This is a genomic window from Polaribacter uvawellassae (genome assembly GCF_039748955.1).
GTDB classification, from domain to species: Bacteria; Bacteroidota; Bacteroidia; order Flavobacteriales; family Flavobacteriaceae; genus Polaribacter; species Polaribacter uvawellassae.
The window spans coordinates 236,817-253,588 of sequence record NZ_JBDIZN010000003.1; the positions used below are offsets into that span (position 1 = coordinate 236,817).

The following is a 16,772-nucleotide window of genomic DNA, read 5'->3' on the forward strand; positions in this document are numbered from 1 at the left end:
ATTTCCATGCAATGTTAGTTTACCAAATTAAGTTTACAAATTTTTTGAATCATTTTTAACCCGACATTTAAACGACAAATCAATAAAATCAACGCATTCAGATATTTTTTAATAAAATTAAAAAAAATAAATTCTACAAAAAACAACCTTAATTTTACTTATTGATTTCGAAATTTTAGAATTATAATTCCCTATTGCGAATATAACTTAATTTCTTTTCACAGAATTTAGGTTTGTTTACATTTGCATTTAATTACACGAAGTCTATGAAAATTGTTTTCGCTACAAATAACCTTAATAAACTTGCCGAAGTTCAAAAAATGTTACCAGATTCAATTGAATTATTGAGTTTAAGTGATATCAATTGCTTTGATGAAATTGAAGAAACTGAAACAACTTTAGAAGGAAATGCAAAGCTAAAAGCAGATTATATTACAGAAAAATTTGGCTACAATTGTTTTGCTGATGATACAGGTTTAGAAGTTGAAAGTTTAAATGGCGAACCTGGAGTTTATTCTGCTCGATACGCAGGAATAGAAAATAATTCTGAAAAAAACATGCAAAAATTATTATCTGAATTAGAAAATAAACCGAACAGAAAAGCACAATTTAAAACAGTAATCGCGTTGAATTTAAACAACAAACAGTTTTTGTTTGAAGGAATTTGCAATGGCGAAATATTAACAAAAAAACAAGGAGAAAAAGGTTTTGGTTATGATCCAGTCTTTAAACCAAACGGATTTAATTCTTCTTTTGCAGAAATGACATCAGAAGAAAAAAACACCATTTCTCATCGAGGAATTGCTGTAAAAAAATTAGTGCGTTTTTTAATAAAAAATAAAACCTAAATTTGTCTCTTCGAGCGGAGTCGAGAGGTTTTAATCTTGACTAGGTCTCGCCTCCGTTTGAGTAGATATTTCTCTTTTTATGAACAAAAAAACATATACAAAACAGTTTATTTTACTACTAATTTTAGTAGTTGTATTATGTTTTTTAAATATTAGTTTTGGTTCGGTTTCAATTCCTTTTAAAGATATTTTTGCCATTTTTTTAGGTGACGAAAGTATAAGAGAAGAATGGACAACAATTATTGTAAATTTTAGATTGCCAAAAGCTATAACAGCAATTTTAGTAGGTTCTGGATTGTCAATAAGTGGTTTGTTGATGCAAACATTATTTAGAAATCCGTTAGCTGGACCGTTTGTTTTAGGAATTTCTTCTGGTGCAAGTTTAGGTGTGGCTTTATTAATTTTAGGTTCTTCTTTTTTTGGTGGCTTTCTATTTCTACAACCAACAAATTGGTCAATTGCAATTGCATCGAGTTTAGGTTCTTTTTTAGTATTATCCGCAGTTATTTTAGCAGCAAATAAAGTACGGAATACCATGTCTATTTTAATTATCGGATTGATGTTTGGAAGCTTTACTGCTGCAATAATTAGCGTTTTATCTTACTTTAGTGAAGCAGAACAAATTCAACAATATGTATTTTGGAGTTTTGGAAGTTTAGGGAATTTATCTTGGGATGAATTAGCTGTTTTTATCATCATTTATCTTATTGGTTTTGCAGGAGTTTTTGCAATTATAAAACCGTTAAACAGTTTTTTATTAGGAGAAAAATATGCGAAAAGTTTAGGAATTAACATCAAACAAAGTAGAATTATTATTTTAATAATTACAAGTTTATTAACTGGTGTAATCACAGCATTCTCTGGTCCAATTGCTTTTATAGGATTGGCTGTTCCACATATTGCAAAATTAATTTTTACTACATCAAATCATAAAATATTAATTCCCGCTACTGCAATTACAGGCGCAATCGTTTTGTTAATTTGCGATATTATTGCTCAATTACCAACGCTAGAATATACGCTACCAATCAATGCAATTACTTCGTTATTTGGTGCGCCAGTTGTAATTTGGCTGTTAATCAGAAAGAAAAAAATATACGTTTAATTGAGCACTTCTAAGAAACATATCATTTTAGAAACCAAAAAATTAACTATTGGTTATCAGCAGAAAAAAGCAAAAAAAATAATTGCTAATGATGTTAATTTAGCTATTGAAAAAGGAAAATTTATTGCGCTGTTAGGAAAAAACGGAATCGGAAAATCGACTTTATTAAGAACCGTTTCTAAAGTACAAAATCAAATATCTGGAGATGTTTTTTTAAATGATAAAAACCTATCTACTTATACTAACAAAGAATTGGCTACAAACTTAAGTTTGGTATTAACAGAACGATTGCCCGAAAGTCAATTAACTGTTTTCGAATTGATTGCACTTGGAAGACAACCATATACAAATTGGATTGATACCTTGTCAGAAATAGATATCGAAAAAATAAATGTTGCTATTCAACTTACCGAAGTGGAACATTTAAAAGACCATCGATTTTATGAATTAAGCGACGGACAATTACAACGAGTTTTAATTGCCAGAGCTTTGGCGCAAGACACCGATGTTATCATTTTAGACGAACCAACTGCGCATTTAGACATGCATCATACGTATAAAATATTTCAGCTTTTAAAAAACTTAGTAGCAACAACTCAGAAAACAATTTTAATTTCTACACATCAAATTAATTTAGCAATTGATATTGTTGATGAGTTAATTATTATGAGTGCAAATGATGTGTTTTCTGGTAAAACAGAAGACCTAATTGAGCAAAATAAACTCGAAAATTTATTTCCTAAAGAAATCTTAAGTTTTAACAAAAGATTACGCCAATTTACTATCAGTAAAGACAATTAATTTTTTTATATTTGGAGTTAATGTCTATTACAAATCAATCCACACTATAACAAATACCAAATGAAAAAATTAATTCTCTCTGCTAGTATTATTGCTTTATTAGTTTCTTGTAGCACAAGTAAAAACGCATCTATAGATCCTAATATAGATTATGCAGAAAAATACGCAGCAACAATTACAGAAAAAGATTTAGCAAAACATTTATTTATTTACGCTTCTGATGAATTTGAAGGTAGAGAAACCGGTGAACCAGGACAGAAAAAAGCGGCAGCTTATTTAAAGAATTTTTATGTAGAACAAGGAATTGCATCACCTTTAGGCGGCAATGATTATTACCAAGAAGTACCAGCTTCTTTTTTAAATAGCGGAAGAGCTAGAGGTTTAAAAGATTCTGAAAATGTGGTTGCATATATTAAAGGTTCTGAAAAACCAGACGAAATAATTGTTATTTCTGCACATTTAGATCACGAAGGAATAAAAGGTGGTAAAATATATAATGGTGCAGATGATGATGGTTCTGGAACTGTTGCTTTATTAGAAATTGCAGAAGCATTTCAAAAAGCAGTAAAAGACGGAAAAAGACCAAAGCGTTCTGTGTTATTTTTACACGTAACTGGAGAAGAAAAAGGATTATTAGGCTCTAAATTTTATGTTGAAAATCCAATTTTTCCGATTGCAAACACGGTTGTTAATTTAAACATTGATATGGTTGGTAGAATTGACGACAGACATAAAGACAATCCAAACTTTGTCTATTTAATTGGTGCTGATAAATTAAGTACAGAATTGCATGATTTATCTGAAGCAATGAATGCTAAATACACTAACATTTCTTTAGATTACAAATACAATGATGAAAATGATCCGAATCGTTTTTACTACAGATCAGATCATTATAATTTTGCAAAATACAATGTGCCAATTATCTTTTATTTTAATGGTACACACGAAGATTATCATCAACACACAGATACGCCAGACAAAATTAATTACGATTTGTTAGAAAATAGATCTCGTTTGGTTTTCCATACAGCTTGGGAAATTGCTAACAGAGAAAATAGATTAATTGTTGACAAAGCTACAGAAGTAAAAGAATAATATTCTTTTTAAGATATTTAAAAACCTCGCTATTTGCGAGGTTTTTGTTTATTAATTACTTCTATACTGATTTTTAATAAAAAAATAACTATACTAATGCATAATTTTAAAAAGTAGCTCTTTTAAAATATCTGCTTGCGGTATTCCATTGGCACCAACACCTTTACTTTTTACATCGGCTTCTCTTAATAAACCAATAATTTGAGAAACTTTTCGCATCGGATAATTTTTAGCTGCAGTAACATAATCTCCAACAAAATAAGGGTTAACTCCCAAACCTTTTGCAACGCTCATTTTGTCTTTAGATTTTAAGCCGTGATATTGCAAAACTTGTGTAAAGAAACTATTCAATAAAGAAATAGTCATCACAATTGGATTGCTCTTTGGATTTTCTGCAAAATAATTGATAATTCGATTTGCTTTTACAATGTGCTTCTCTCCTACTGCTTTTCGCAATTCAAAATTATTAAAGTCTTTAGAAATTCCGATATTTTCTTCGATATGTTGTGGAGTAATAATCGAATTTTTTGGTAAAATGGTAATTAACTTTTCGAGTTCGTTGTTGATTTTACTCAAATCGGTTCCTAAAAATTCTACCAACATTAACGCCGCTTTTGGTTCAATCTTATAATTCCGACCGTTTAAAACTCTACGAATCCAATCTGAAACTTGATTGTCATATAATTTTTTACTTTCAAAAATAACGCCTGCTTTTTCAATTGCTTTGTATAGTTTTTTACGCTTATCTAACTTTTTGTACTTGTAATTGATAACCAAAACAGTAGTTGGTTGAATATTTTCAACATAAGAAACCAACTTTTCTATGGATCTACTTAAATCTTGTGCTTCTTTAACAATAATAACTTGCTTTTCTGCCATCATTGGATATCGTTTCGCAGAAGATGCTATTTCTTCTATAGAAACATCTCTACCGTACATGACAACTTGATTAAACCCTTTTTCGGCTTCATCCAACACGGTAGCTTCTATTAAATCAGAAATTCTATCAATATAATATGCTTCTTCTCCCATTAAAAAATAAATGGGTTTTACGTTTCCGTTTTTAATATCGCTTACAATAGAATTTATTTCGTTCATTTTTTTACTTATAATTTTGCCACGAATTGACTGATTAAATAAATTGTATTCGTTCTCTTTTTTCTTCCACAAAAATTTGTGATATTCGTGGCAATAGATATGCAAAAACTCAATCTTCCAACTTATTCTTTCAAACTCAAAAGTAACGAAAAACATACGCTTATTTTTGATAATTTGAGAAAAAAATATTTTGTCTTAACTCCAGAAGAATGGGTTCGACAACATTTTGTGCAATTTTTAATTGAGGAGAAAAAATATCCTGTTTCACTAATTGCTTTAGAAAAACAATTAACAATTAATAATCGTAAAAAAAGAACGGATATTTTAATATTTAATGCGGTCGGAGAGCCAGATATTATTGTAGAATGTAAAGCGCCACAAATTAAAATTTCTCAAGACACTTTTGATCAAATTGCTCGTTACAACTTAAAATTAAAAGCAAATTACTTAATTGTAACCAACGGATTGGAACATTTTTTTTGTAAAATGGATTTTGAAAACGAAACCTATATTTTCTTAAAAGACATTCCGGATTATAAATAAAACTTGTGTAGCAAAGTTCTCGATTCAAAATTTTTAAAAAGAATTTCACTTATCATTTTTTTGTTTTCTTTTTGATGAGATTTCTCAAATTTGCTTCTAAACGTCAGCTAATTTCGGAATGACAAATTCCATTAAATTAACGAATTCTTATATGTTCAAATAATTTTTAAAACGTAAGTTTGCAACCTTGAAAACCGCAATCGTCATATTAAATTGGAACGGACAGAAATTGTTAGAGCAATTTTTACCATCTGTCATAAATTTTAGTACAGAAGAAGCTACAGTTTATGTTGCAGACAATGCTTCTACTGACGATTCAATTCGTTTTATCAAAGAGCAATATCCTTCTGTGAAAATTATTGAAAACACCGTAAATGGTGGCTATGCAAAAGGGTATAACGATGCTTTGCGATATGTTGAAGAAGATATTTATTGCTTATTAAATTCTGATATAGAAGTTACCAAAAATTGGCTAACTCCGGTTATCGAGGTTTTTAAAGAAGAAGAAAATACCGCGATTATTCAGCCAAAATTACTAGATTTTAAAGACAAAACGAAGTTTGAATACGCTGGTGCTGCTGGCGGATTTATCGATTTATTCGGATATCCATATTGTAGAGGACGCGTATTTAATCATTTAGAAACCGACAACAAACAATTTGACGATATTTCAGAAATATTTTGGGCTTCTGGCGCTTGTTTGTTTATCCGTTCAAAAGTATATCATCAATTAGGTGGTTTTGACGAAGATTATTTTGCGCATCAAGAAGAAATTGATTTGTGCTGGAGAACTCAAAATGAAGGTTTTCAAATAAAATACGTTGGTACTTCTACGGTGTATCATGTTGGTGGAGCAACATTGCAAGAAACAAATCCGCATAAAACATTTTTAAATTTTAGAAATAGTTTGTTAAATGTGGTAAAAAATGTACCCAAAAAATGGTTTTTATTTGTGGTTTTTTCTCGTTTAACTTTAGACGGAATTGCAGGAATTAAATTTATCATTGAACTAAGACCAATACACACTTGGGCAATTATAAAAGCGCATTTTAGTTTTTACAGACACTTTAATCGATTTTTAAAAAAACGTAAAAACCGTCAGAAAAAAATGGACTACAATTTACACACAAGTATTGTGTGGCAATATTTCTTTTTGGGAAGAAGGAAATTTAAGAATTTAAGGTAATAACACTTGTTTCCATTTTTCTGTTTCAGCAAATTCTTTAATTATTTGATTTCTTTCTTTTAAAAACTTGGTCATATAATTTTTAACAAAAATAAAATCTGCGATTTTTCCTAAAAAACCAAAAGGAGATTTATAATCAAATTTATCAATCATCAATGTTTTTCCATTTATTTTTTTAAAAATATGTTCATGTTTAAAGCTTTTGAAAATTCCTTTTGTCATTTCATCAACAAAATATTCAGGAGAATTATGTGCTGTTATTTTGGTAGTTAACTTTTGGCTAAATCCTAAATGTTTTGCTTTCCAAGTAACAGATTCATTTAAACTTATTAACCCTGAGGTTTTTCCTGCAATTGCTTCTTCGTTTGTTTTAATGGTAGAAATTTTATGTAAATCAATACTTCTTGCTAAATCAAAAACAATATTTTGTTTTGAGTTTATCTCTGTTTCAATTATAATTATTGGCATTATAAAATATCTAAACTACCTTTTCCTTCTCTTAACACCAAAGGTTCAGCATTTGTTAAATCGATTACTGTAGAAGCTTCGTTATCTCCATAACCACCATCAATTACAATATCTACTTTATCTTGCCATTTTTCGAAAATTAATTCTGGATCTGTATTGTATTCTAAAATATCATCATCACTATAAATAGATGTAGAAACAATTGGATTGCCCAAAGCTCTCACAATTTCTAAAGCGATAGAATTATCTGGCACCCGAATTCCGACTGTTTTTTTCTTTTTAAAAGCATTTGGCAGTGAATTAGATCCAGGTAAAATAAATGTATAAGGTCCAGGCAACGCTCTTTTTAAAAGTTTATATGTTGCTGTGTCGATTTGTTTTACATAATCGGATAAATGACTTAAATCGTTGCAAACAAAAGAAAAGTTAGCTTTATCTAATTTTATTCCTTTAATTTTTGCAATTTTTTCTAACGCTTTTGTGTTTGTAATATCGCAACCTAAACCATAAACGGTATCTGTTGGATAAATAACCAATCCGCCATTTTGTAAAACTTTTACAACTTTGTCAATCTCTTTCGGATTAGGATTTTCGCTATAAATTTTAATAAATTTTGCCATCTTTTTATTTTTTTACTTCTAAAAGTAAAGTTAATAAAAAAGCTCAATAGAAATTCTATTGAGCATTTTTATTACGTGAAGTTTTTTTTTCTAATTTTCTACCAATCTAAATCCTTCACCATGAATATTTAAAATTTCAACATTTTCGTCTTGTTTTAAATATTTACGCAATTTTGCAATGTACACATCCATACTTCTAGAAGTAAAGTAATTATCGTCTCTCCAAATCTTTGTCAACGCTAATTCTCTTGGCATTAAATCGTTTTTATGAACGGCTAACATTTTTAATAATTTGCTTTCTTTTGGAGATAATTTTTGATTTTCACCGCCATTATAAGATAAATGTCTTAATTTAGAATTGAAGAAAAATTTACCAATTGTAAACTCAAACTCATCAGATTCTTTACTAACATCAGATTCTTTTCTTTGTAAAATTGCTTTTATTTTAAACAATAATACTTCAGAATCAAAAGGTTTGTTTAAGTAATCGTCTGCACCAACTTGATATCCTTTTAAAACATCTTCTTTCATTGTTTTAGCAGTTAAGAATATGATAGGAATTTCTTTGTTTGTAGCACGAATATCTGCTGCTAAAGAAAAACCATCTTTACGAGGCATCATTACATCTAAAATACATAAGTCAAAATCGTTGTTTTTAAATTCGATTAAACCTTCAATTCCGTCTTTAGCATGCGTAATATTGTAATCATGTAATCCTAAATAATCTTTTAAAACTGTTCCAAAATTTGGATCATCTTCTACTAATAATATTTTTTTACTTCCCATAATATTGATATTTATTATTTTTTAAATTAATGGCAATTTTACCGTAAATGTACTTCCTTTTCCTTTTTCACTATCTACAAAAACCGTTCCTTGATGGCTTTCTACAATTTCTTTTACATAAGCCAAGCCTAAACCATGACCTTTTACATTATGAATATTTCCTTTATGTTCTCTATAAAACTTATCAAACACATATTTCTGTGCATTTTTACTCATTCCAATTCCGTCATCTTTTATTTTTAAAATAAAAAATTTAGAAGTGCTTTCTGTAAGAACTTCTATATTGGGTTCTTTGTTAGAATATTTTAAAGCATTTTCTAAGATGTTTACAACAACATTTGTTAAGTGTAAATCATTTCCTAAAACTTCTGATTGTAATGCATGTAAATTTGTTGTAATCTTTCCCTTTTGATCATTTACCAACAAGCGAACATGAGAAATTGCATCTTCAATAATATCGTGCATATCGATTGCAGATTTATTGATATCAATTTGATTTTTCTCTAATTTAGAAATTCGCAATACATTTTCTACTTGTGCGTGCATTCGCTTATTTTCTTCACGAATCATTTTTACATACCGATTTACTTTTTCGCTATCATTTATAATCTTCGGATTTTTTATCGCATCTAATGCTAGATTAATGGTTGCAATCGGAGTTTTAAACTCGTGTGTCATGTTGTTGATAAAATCTGATTTTATTTCAGATATTTTTTTCTGCTTAATAATCTGATACAACGAACTTGAGAAGGCTACAATAATTATAAATATAAAAAATACCGAAAGCAATAAAATGTTAGAAATATCTCCTAAAATATGCTCTTGTTTATTTGGAAAAGTAACATATAATTTAAATTTACTATCTCCGCTTTCATCAACAAATAAAGGAGATCCAATACTATTTGCCTTGTTAATTGTATAATAGCCAGATTTTAAATTTGTTAAATATCCATCAGAACTGTAAACACCGTATTTAAAGTCGATATGAATTCCTCTTTTTGTAAATTCATTTTTTAAGGTTGCATTTAAATCTCTATTACTAATTCTTTGATGAATTGGAGTTGAATTTCTAAATTCATTATATACATCCTTTATAAATGCTTCTTCCTCATTTTTAAACCTTTTTATAGAGGTGAAGATTTGAGACGTATTATTTTTTAAAAAATCAGTATTTGGAGAAAAACTATTTGAATTAAAAATATCTTCTCTACCCGTAATTTTTTTTACAACCAAACTATCATTTTCTAAAAAATCTGCTGGAACTTTAAAGTTTTGTTCTAAAACTGTTAAACTATAGGCAGAAATTTGTTTACCAGTTGTATCTTGCTGTTGTAAAACAAAATTACGCAATTGGTTACTTGTAATGTTTATTGGTTTGTCTAAAAGAGGCTTAATTCTTCGTCGATATTCTGCATATTCTTTTTCCGCAACTTCTTCAGAAACACTTGTTAATGCGATTTGAACATCGTTTAAAAATTGTGCATTTTTTGTTTCTACCGCATTGCTAATCCAGTACACTTGTACCGTTACAATTCCGATTAAAGAAAAGCTCATTAAAGCTACAATAAGGACAAACATTTTCTTACCCATTCTTCAAAAATATGCGTTTATTTAGGTTAAATTAACGATTTTAACGCATATTAACAAAAGTAGTGAGAATTTAAGAATATTTTAAGAATAATACTAAATATATAAAAACTAAAGTCGGCTATTTTGTTAAATTATTATGAATCTTTATAATTTGATCTAACAAGTTATTTGATGTGTTATTTGTAATGATGTAATTAGATAATAATGCTTTTTTTGAATCTTTCCATTGATTATTAATTCTATCTTTTACAGCTGCTTCTGTAGTATTATCTCTTTTTACAACACGTTGTATTCTTAAGTTTTCGTCGGCAATAACTGTAATTATTTTATCACATAAAATATCGCTTTCGTTTTCAAATAAAATGGCATTTTCATAAAGAATGTATTCTTTGTTATAATTTGCTTTTACAAAAGCCGTGAAGTGTTTATAAACTTCTGGATGTACAATTGAATTTAAAGTTGTTAATTTCTCTTTATCTGAAAAAACTAGATTAGCAATAAAAGCTCTATTTAATCGATTTCCTTGATAAGCTTCATCGCCAAATTCTTTACAAATCTGGTTTTTAATAATTGATGAAGTTGTCATTAGTTTCTTCGCTTCATCATCAGCAAAGTATATAGCAACATTTGCAATTTCTTGAAATGCTCTAGCAACTGTAGATTTTCCGCTTCCAATTCCGCCTGTTAAACCAACTACCATTTTATTTCTGAATTAAATATTCTATTTTATTTGGATTTATCTTTACCGAAGTAACAAAGTCTGGTTTTACAACAACTCTAGGTATTAAATAATTTAAATGATTATTTAACGAGTTGTTATAATCGCAAACAATTTTAAACGAAGTTGCATTTACTTTACTAAAATTAGCCAAACCTACTTGGTAAAAAATCTGTACGCTTTTAGGAAATGTAGTTACCGAAACGCTGTCTGGTAAATTAATTATTTCAAAAGGTAATTCAAGATTTCCTTCTGTAAAACGATCTACTTCTGCTAAAACTGTTGCTTCTTTTGTACTAAATTTTATCAAATCAGAAAAAGAATTAATTTTAATAGTTTGTTTAACTGTTTTTGAAATATCTTGTAATGTTAGTTTTTGAAGATGAAAGTTTTGTAACGTATCTATTTGCGATTTTGGCCCAGAAACTAAAATAGAATCTGGTGTTATTTTTATTGATTTTGTTAAGTGATATCCAGATTTATAAGAAAAATCAAAAATCCCTTTTAAAGGAATCTTCTTTGAAGTTAACTGTCCTAAATCTAAATAAATGGTGTCTTGTGCAATTCCGTTAATAATAAAGTTATTTGCAACTTGATTTTGAATATCTATCTTTTGATTTTCAATTAAAATATAATATTCTGAGTTTAATTTCCGCTGCGATTTTCGAACATCTAATGTAATTTTTTTCTTAAAAAGACTCATGTTTAAAAATCTAAAACCAGAAGCTCTTCCCTGGACATCAATTTTATTTAACGGTGTACTTTGTATTAATTTATCTTGCGGAATGTTTACATATTCTACAGGAAAAGAAACAACTGCTTGATATTCTTTTGAAAGCTTTGTTAGCAACCAAAAAAATAAAGCAACAATTAATGCAACAAAAAAAGATTTTGGAATTTTATGTCGATTTTTTCCTTTTTGCATATACTTCTAATTAATACTTGCAAGCTACATAAAGCAATTTAAAAACACAACGTTGCAAAGATTTATTCAAAAAAAAAGAGAGCAAATTGCTCTCTTTTTTTTTGATTCTTATGAATCTTATTTTTTTGCTACAGGAGCGTTTAACTTATTTGTTAACTCCAAAGAAATAGCCGCACGTTCAAATTTTATTTTTCCTGCGCCAGTTTCAATTGTAACTGTATTGTCATTTTCGTGAATTTCTACAATTTTACCGTGAATTCCGCTACTTGTAATAACTTTAGTTCCTTTTTTAATTTCTGCTTGAAACTTTTTTTCTTTCTTTTGTTTTGTCATTTGTGGTCTAATCATAAAAAAATAGATGACCACTATCATTGCTAAAAAAGGTAACATACTACCTATTCCACTTGTACTTGCTTGTAAAAATATCATTCTTTAATTATTTCTTATTTACGATTTACAATTCCTTTTAATTTTAAAATCTCTCTTCCAACAGCAGTATTTGTAAATAATGTTACATCTTTTACTTGTCTTCCACCACCTTTACCAGCTGTATTAAATACTACTTCTATTTCTGTAGATTCTCCTGGTGCAATTGGCTTGTCTTTTGGCCAAGTTGGTACTGTACAACCACAAGTAGTTTTTGCATCAGTAATAATTAAAGGAGATTTACCTGTATTTGTAATTACAAAAGTTGTTTCAATAATATCTCCGTCTGTAACAGTTCCAAAATCGTATTCTTTTTTATCTAAAGAAACAATTGGCGCTCCTTTGCTAATATCAATATCTCTTTTCATTGCTTCTGCCAATTTAGATTGATCTACTTTTGCAGCTGCATTACCTTTTGAACATGCTGTTAAAAACCCTAACGAAACAGCTAAACTAAAAACAATTATTTTTCTCATGATTTAAAAATTTTATGTAAAAATACTAAATTATAACAATCCTCTACCTATTTTATCAAGTCTTTTATTTTCAGAGTATTCTCTAGACAGTTTATCTAGTACTCCGTTTATAAAATAACCACTCTTATTTGTTGAGTAATCTTTTGATATTTCTATATATTCATTAATGGTAACTCGAACAGGAATTGATGGAAATTTTAAAAATTCTGTAATTGCCATTTTTATTAAAATCATATCAATGTCTGCAATTCTCTCTGCTTCCCAATTAGGCGTTTTACTGCTAATATCTTCTTCATACTTTGTATGATTTAAAATTACTTTTCTAAACAATTCTAAGACAAATTTTTCATCATCTTCATCTTTGTAAATACTTCCTAAAAGCAATGGTTTATTTTCTTTAACCTTATTTATAGTTCTTAAAATCCAAGTATTTACAAAAGGAATATCATCTAACCAACTAATTGTTTGGTCTTCATAATATTCTGCTAATTTATCATCTGGCGCAATTATTTCTGTAAAAAAGTCATGAATAAAATTCTTATCAGCTTTAAAAGAATCTTCTGTAGAATTCATGTATTTGCTATACAAACTGCTAGTTTGTAATTTCTGCCAAATAATGTTTACATATTCATTATCATCTTTCCAATTGTTTAAATTCTGATTAGAAATATAATCAGAAATAGAATTGCTATTTGCAATTGTTGCAATTACTTTATTGTTGATGAATTTAGTGTTTGGCTGTAAATCTTCTTTAGTTGCAAGATGTTTCTTTTTAGAAAGCTCTATTTGCTGAGTAGCTAATTTTTGAACTTCAACCAACATTTGCAATTGCAAAACATACAAGTCTAACAATTTTTGAATGCTAAATTTTAAGAATTTTTCTTCCTTTACTAAATCATCAGCTTTTGAAGTTGTCATTGCATAAACCGATTGCATTACTTTGACTCTAATATGTCTTCTATTAATCATTCTAAAGAACTTATTTAAAAAAAAGAGCGGTAGAAAATTCTAACGCTCTGCAAAAATATACTTTTTATTGAAATTTTCTACTTGTTTTGTTCTTTTTTACGAGCATCAATTCTGCTTTGTGCAATATTAAATGCTGCTCCATGAGTTGTAATGTTTTCTTTTTCTGAAAGATTAAAAATATCTAAAGTTGTATTGTAAATGTTTTCTGTTTTTCTTATAATTTCATCTCTTCCGTAACCTTCTAACTCTGCATAAACATTGATAATTCCACCAGCATTAATTAAAAAATCTGGCGCGTAAGCAATTCCTTTTTCTTTTAATAATCTTCCGTGTTTAACTTCATCAGCCAATTGATTATTTGCTGCTCCAGCAATCACTTTTGCTTTTAACTGATCTATTGTATCATCATTTATTGTTGCACCTAAAGCACATGGCGCATAAATATCTACATCTAAACCGTAAATATCGTTTCCTAAAACAATACTTGCTCCGTATTTTTTACTCAATTCTTCTAAACGAGCTTCGTTAATATCGTTTACAATAACTTGTGCTCCTTCGTCTGTAATATGTTTTACCAACGTTTCTCCAACATGACCAACTCCTTGAACAAGAATTTTCTTTCCGTCTAAATTTTCTGTTCCGAATTGATATTTAGCTGCAGCTTTCATTCCCATATAAACTCCGTAAGCAGTAATTGGCGATGGATTTCCTGATCCTCCTTTACTTTCAGAAATTCCTGTAACATGTGGTGTAACTTCTCTAATAATATCCATATCGCGAGTTTCCATTCCTACATCTTCTGCTGTAATATATTTTCCGCTTAAAGAATCTACAAACTGACCAAAACGACGCATTAAATCATCGTTTTTTTGTGTTTTTGCATCACCAATAATAACTGCTTTTCCTCCACCAAGATTTAATCCTGTAATTGCAGATTTAAAAGTCATACCTCGAGACAAGCGCAAAACATCATTTAAAGCGTGCCATTCGCTTTGATATGTCCACATTCTTGTTCCTCCTAAAGCTGGTCCTAAAACCGTATTATGAATACCAATAATTGCTTTTAATCCTGTATCTTCGTCGTTGCAAAAAACGATTTGCTCATGACCATCAAAAGAAAATTGACCAAAAACTGGATCATTATTTAATTCTTTTGTATCTAAAATTTTTGTTGTCATTATTAAGTGTTTACAATTGAAATTTAATATTTCTTAAATTTTATGGTGCAAAAATAAGTTTTTAGCAAATCAAAACAAAAGAAACACTATTTAATTATGATATTATTAAGAATAATAAAATCATCAAAAAAATAGAAAATTTAAAAATACAGCAATAACGTTTGTAAATGAAAGCATTACAATATTTAAATAAATACTTTTTAAAATATAAATACCGATTATTAATTGGAATTGTAATTACTGTTTTGTCTAAAATTTTATCATTAAGAATTCCGAGGTTTATTGGAGATTCTTTTAACATTGTTGATGAATATAGGAAAGGAACAGTTGCAAATACAGACGATGTAAAACACCAACTTTTAATTAATATTTTATTAATTATTGCCGTTACGTTGGTTGCCGGTTTTTTTACTTTTTTAATGCGTCAAACCATTATTGTTACTTCTCGTTTGATAGAATTTGATTTAAAAAACGAAATCTATCAACAATACCAAAGATTGTCTATCAACTTTTATAAAAAGAATAGAACTGGAGATTTAATGAACCGAATTAGCGAAGATGTTTCTAAAGTGAGAATGTACTTTGGACCCGCAATAATGTATAGTATGAATATGATTGTATTATTTGTTGTAGGTTTTTATCAAATGTTTAGCATAGATCCAGAACTAACTTTATACACATTAATTCCGTTTCCGATTTTATCTGTTTCAATTTTTATGCTCAGTAAAATTATCAATGAAAAAAGTACCATTGTTCAACAATACTTATCAAAATTAACAACATTTAATCAGGAGTTTTTCTCTGGAATTAATGTTGTAAAATCATACGGAATTGAAAAATCTATCATTCAAAATTTTGACACATTGGCCAATGATAGTAAGGAAAAAAATATCGATTTATATAAAGTACAAGCTGTCTTTTTTCCGTTGATGGTTTTATTAATTGGAATAAGTAATTTATTGGTAATTTATATTGGTGGTAAACAATACATCGCTGGCGAAATTCCGATTGGAGTAATTGCTGAGTTTATTTTATATGTAAATATTTTAACATGGCCAGTTGCCATTGTTGGTTGGGTAACTTCTATGGTGCAACAAGCAGAAGCTTCGCAACAAAGAATAAATGAGTTTTTAGAAGAAGTACCAGAAATAAAAAATACCGCAAAAAACAATACAGAAGTTAATGGTTCTGTATCATTTAAAAATGTGAGTTTAACTTATGACGACACCAATATTACTGCATTAAAAAACATCAATTTTTCTGTTGAAAAAGGTAAAACAATTGCCATCTTAGGAAACACTGGATCAGGAAAATCATCAATAATTAATTTAATTTCTAGATTGTACGATGCTTCTGAAGGGACTGTTTTAATTGACAACACACCAATAAAAGAATTAAATTTAACAGATTTAAGAAATCAAATTGGTTTTGTACCACAAGATCCTTTTTTATTTTCTGATACGATTGAAAATAATATCAAATTTGGAAAAGAAGATGCTACAAAAGAAGAAATTATTTTAGCAGCAAAAAATGCTGTAATTCACGATAATATTATTGAGTTTAAAGATAATTACAAAACCATTTTAGGAGAACGTGGCGTAACGCTTTCTGGCGGACAAAAGCAGCGTTTAAGCATTGCAAGAGCTGTAATCAAAAATCCGAAAATATTAGTTTTTGATGATTGTTTATCTGCTGTAGATACAGAAACAGAAGAACAGATACTTTCTAATCTAGAAAAAGTATCAAAAGAAAAAACCACTTTTATCATTAGTCACAGAGTTTCATCAGCCAAAAATGCTGATAAAATTATTGTGCTAGAGAATGGCGAAATTGCGCAGCAAGGAACTCATAATCAACTACTAACAATAGATGGATATTACAAAGAATTGTACGAACAACAACTTTTAGAAAAAGAAAACTAATCTTTAGTTAGAAAA

18 protein-coding genes are annotated in these 16,772 nt (G+C 28.6%); 7 read left to right on the forward strand and 11 right to left on the reverse strand.

The annotated features are described in order from the left end of the window. The first annotated feature begins 266 nt into the window (after nt 1-266). From ABDX67_RS08255 to ABDX67_RS08270, 4 genes are all read left to right on the forward strand, one after another. Nucleotides 267-848, forward strand: coding sequence for a non-canonical purine NTP diphosphatase (locus tag ABDX67_RS08255; RefSeq protein WP_347174516.1), 582 nt, complete (start codon nt 267-269; stop codon nt 846-848). A gap of 79 nt (nt 849-927) precedes the next feature. After that, complete coding sequence (locus ABDX67_RS08260) at nt 928-1,953, forward strand: FecCD family ABC transporter permease (protein ID WP_347174517.1); 1,026 nt, start codon at nt 928-930, stop codon at nt 1,951-1,953. After that, nucleotides 1,954-2,754, forward strand: a complete 801-nt coding sequence (locus tag ABDX67_RS08265; RefSeq protein WP_347174518.1) for an ABC transporter ATP-binding protein — start codon at nt 1,954-1,956, stop codon at nt 2,752-2,754. It abuts the gene before it with no gap. Nucleotides 2,755-2,814: 60 nt separating this feature from the next. Further along, a complete protein-coding gene (locus tag ABDX67_RS08270; protein WP_347174519.1) occupies nt 2,815-3,852 on the forward strand; it encodes a M28 family metallopeptidase in 1,038 nt (345 codons plus the stop codon). Between the two features lie 93 nt (nt 3,853-3,945). On the opposite strand, the gene holA is transcribed toward ABDX67_RS08270, so the two are convergent. Next, nucleotides 3,946-4,950 carry a DNA polymerase III subunit delta gene (gene holA, locus ABDX67_RS08275; RefSeq protein ID WP_347174521.1) on the reverse strand — a complete coding sequence of 335 codons (1,005 nt, stop codon included), beginning with the start codon at nt 4,948-4,950 and terminating at the stop codon, nt 3,946-3,948. A gap of 99 nt (nt 4,951-5,049) precedes the next feature. On the opposite strand from holA, the gene ABDX67_RS08280 reads away from it, so the two are divergent. Continuing rightward, entirely contained in the window at nt 5,050-5,493 is a 444-nt protein-coding gene (locus ABDX67_RS08280; protein WP_347174522.1) for a type I restriction enzyme HsdR N-terminal domain-containing protein, read from the forward strand. A 187-nt stretch (nt 5,494-5,680) separates the two neighbouring features. After that, on the forward strand, nt 5,681-6,679 hold the full coding sequence (locus ABDX67_RS08285; protein WP_347174523.1) for a glycosyltransferase family 2 protein: 999 nt from the start codon (nt 5,681-5,683) through the stop codon (nt 6,677-6,679). On the opposite strand, the gene ABDX67_RS08290 is transcribed toward ABDX67_RS08285, so the two are convergent. From ABDX67_RS08290 to ABDX67_RS08335, 10 genes are all read right to left on the reverse strand, one after another. Beyond that, nucleotides 6,671-7,147, reverse strand: a complete 477-nt coding sequence (locus ABDX67_RS08290; RefSeq protein WP_347174525.1) for an SRPBCC family protein — start codon at nt 7,145-7,147, stop codon at nt 6,671-6,673. The two genes, ABDX67_RS08285 and ABDX67_RS08290, sit on opposite strands and share 9 nt — an antisense overlap. Beyond that, a complete protein-coding gene (locus ABDX67_RS08295; protein ID WP_347174526.1) occupies nt 7,147-7,767 on the reverse strand; it encodes an L-threonylcarbamoyladenylate synthase in 621 nt (206 codons plus the stop codon). The genes ABDX67_RS08290 and ABDX67_RS08295 overlap by 1 nt, the downstream gene beginning before the upstream one ends. Nucleotides 7,768-7,857: 90 nt before the next feature. Then, complete coding sequence (locus tag ABDX67_RS08300; RefSeq protein ID WP_347174528.1) at nt 7,858-8,553, reverse strand: response regulator transcription factor; 696 nt, start codon at nt 8,551-8,553, stop codon at nt 7,858-7,860. A 21-nt stretch (nt 8,554-8,574) separates the two neighbouring features. Then, a complete protein-coding gene (locus tag ABDX67_RS08305) occupies nt 8,575-10,143 on the reverse strand; it encodes a sensor histidine kinase (RefSeq protein WP_347174529.1) in 1,569 nt (522 codons plus the stop codon). A 118-nt stretch (nt 10,144-10,261) separates the two neighbouring features. Next, nucleotides 10,262-10,843: a dephospho-CoA kinase gene (coaE, locus tag ABDX67_RS08310; protein ID WP_347174530.1), complete on the reverse strand. Its 582-nt coding sequence runs from the start codon at nt 10,841-10,843 to the stop codon at nt 10,262-10,264. Between the two features lies 1 nt (nt 10,844). Next, nucleotides 10,845-11,786, reverse strand: a complete 942-nt coding sequence (locus tag ABDX67_RS08315) for a CdaR family protein (protein ID WP_347174532.1) — start codon at nt 11,784-11,786, stop codon at nt 10,845-10,847. Nucleotides 11,787-11,903: 117 nt separating this feature from the next. Then, nucleotides 11,904-12,215, reverse strand: a complete 312-nt coding sequence (gene yajC, locus ABDX67_RS08320) for a preprotein translocase subunit YajC (RefSeq protein WP_347174534.1) — start codon at nt 12,213-12,215, stop codon at nt 11,904-11,906. Nucleotides 12,216-12,229: 14 nt separating this feature from the next. Continuing rightward, on the reverse strand, nt 12,230-12,688 hold the full coding sequence (locus ABDX67_RS08325) for a DUF1573 domain-containing protein (RefSeq protein ID WP_347174536.1): 459 nt from the start codon (nt 12,686-12,688) through the stop codon (nt 12,230-12,232). A 30-nt stretch (nt 12,689-12,718) separates the two neighbouring features. Then, nucleotides 12,719-13,657: a transcription antitermination factor NusB gene (nusB, locus tag ABDX67_RS08330; RefSeq protein ID WP_347174537.1), complete on the reverse strand. Its 939-nt coding sequence runs from the start codon at nt 13,655-13,657 to the stop codon at nt 12,719-12,721. A gap of 77 nt (nt 13,658-13,734) precedes the next feature. Next, entirely contained in the window at nt 13,735-14,835 is a 1,101-nt protein-coding gene (locus ABDX67_RS08335) for a Glu/Leu/Phe/Val family dehydrogenase (RefSeq protein ID WP_347174538.1), read from the reverse strand. Between the two features lie 167 nt (nt 14,836-15,002). Here ABDX67_RS08335 and ABDX67_RS08340 point away from each other — a divergent pair, with 167 nt between their 5' ends. Beyond that, a complete protein-coding gene (locus ABDX67_RS08340) occupies nt 15,003-16,757 on the forward strand; it encodes an ABC transporter ATP-binding protein (RefSeq protein WP_347174539.1) in 1,755 nt (584 codons plus the stop codon). Nucleotides 16,758-16,772 lie beyond the last annotated feature (15 nt).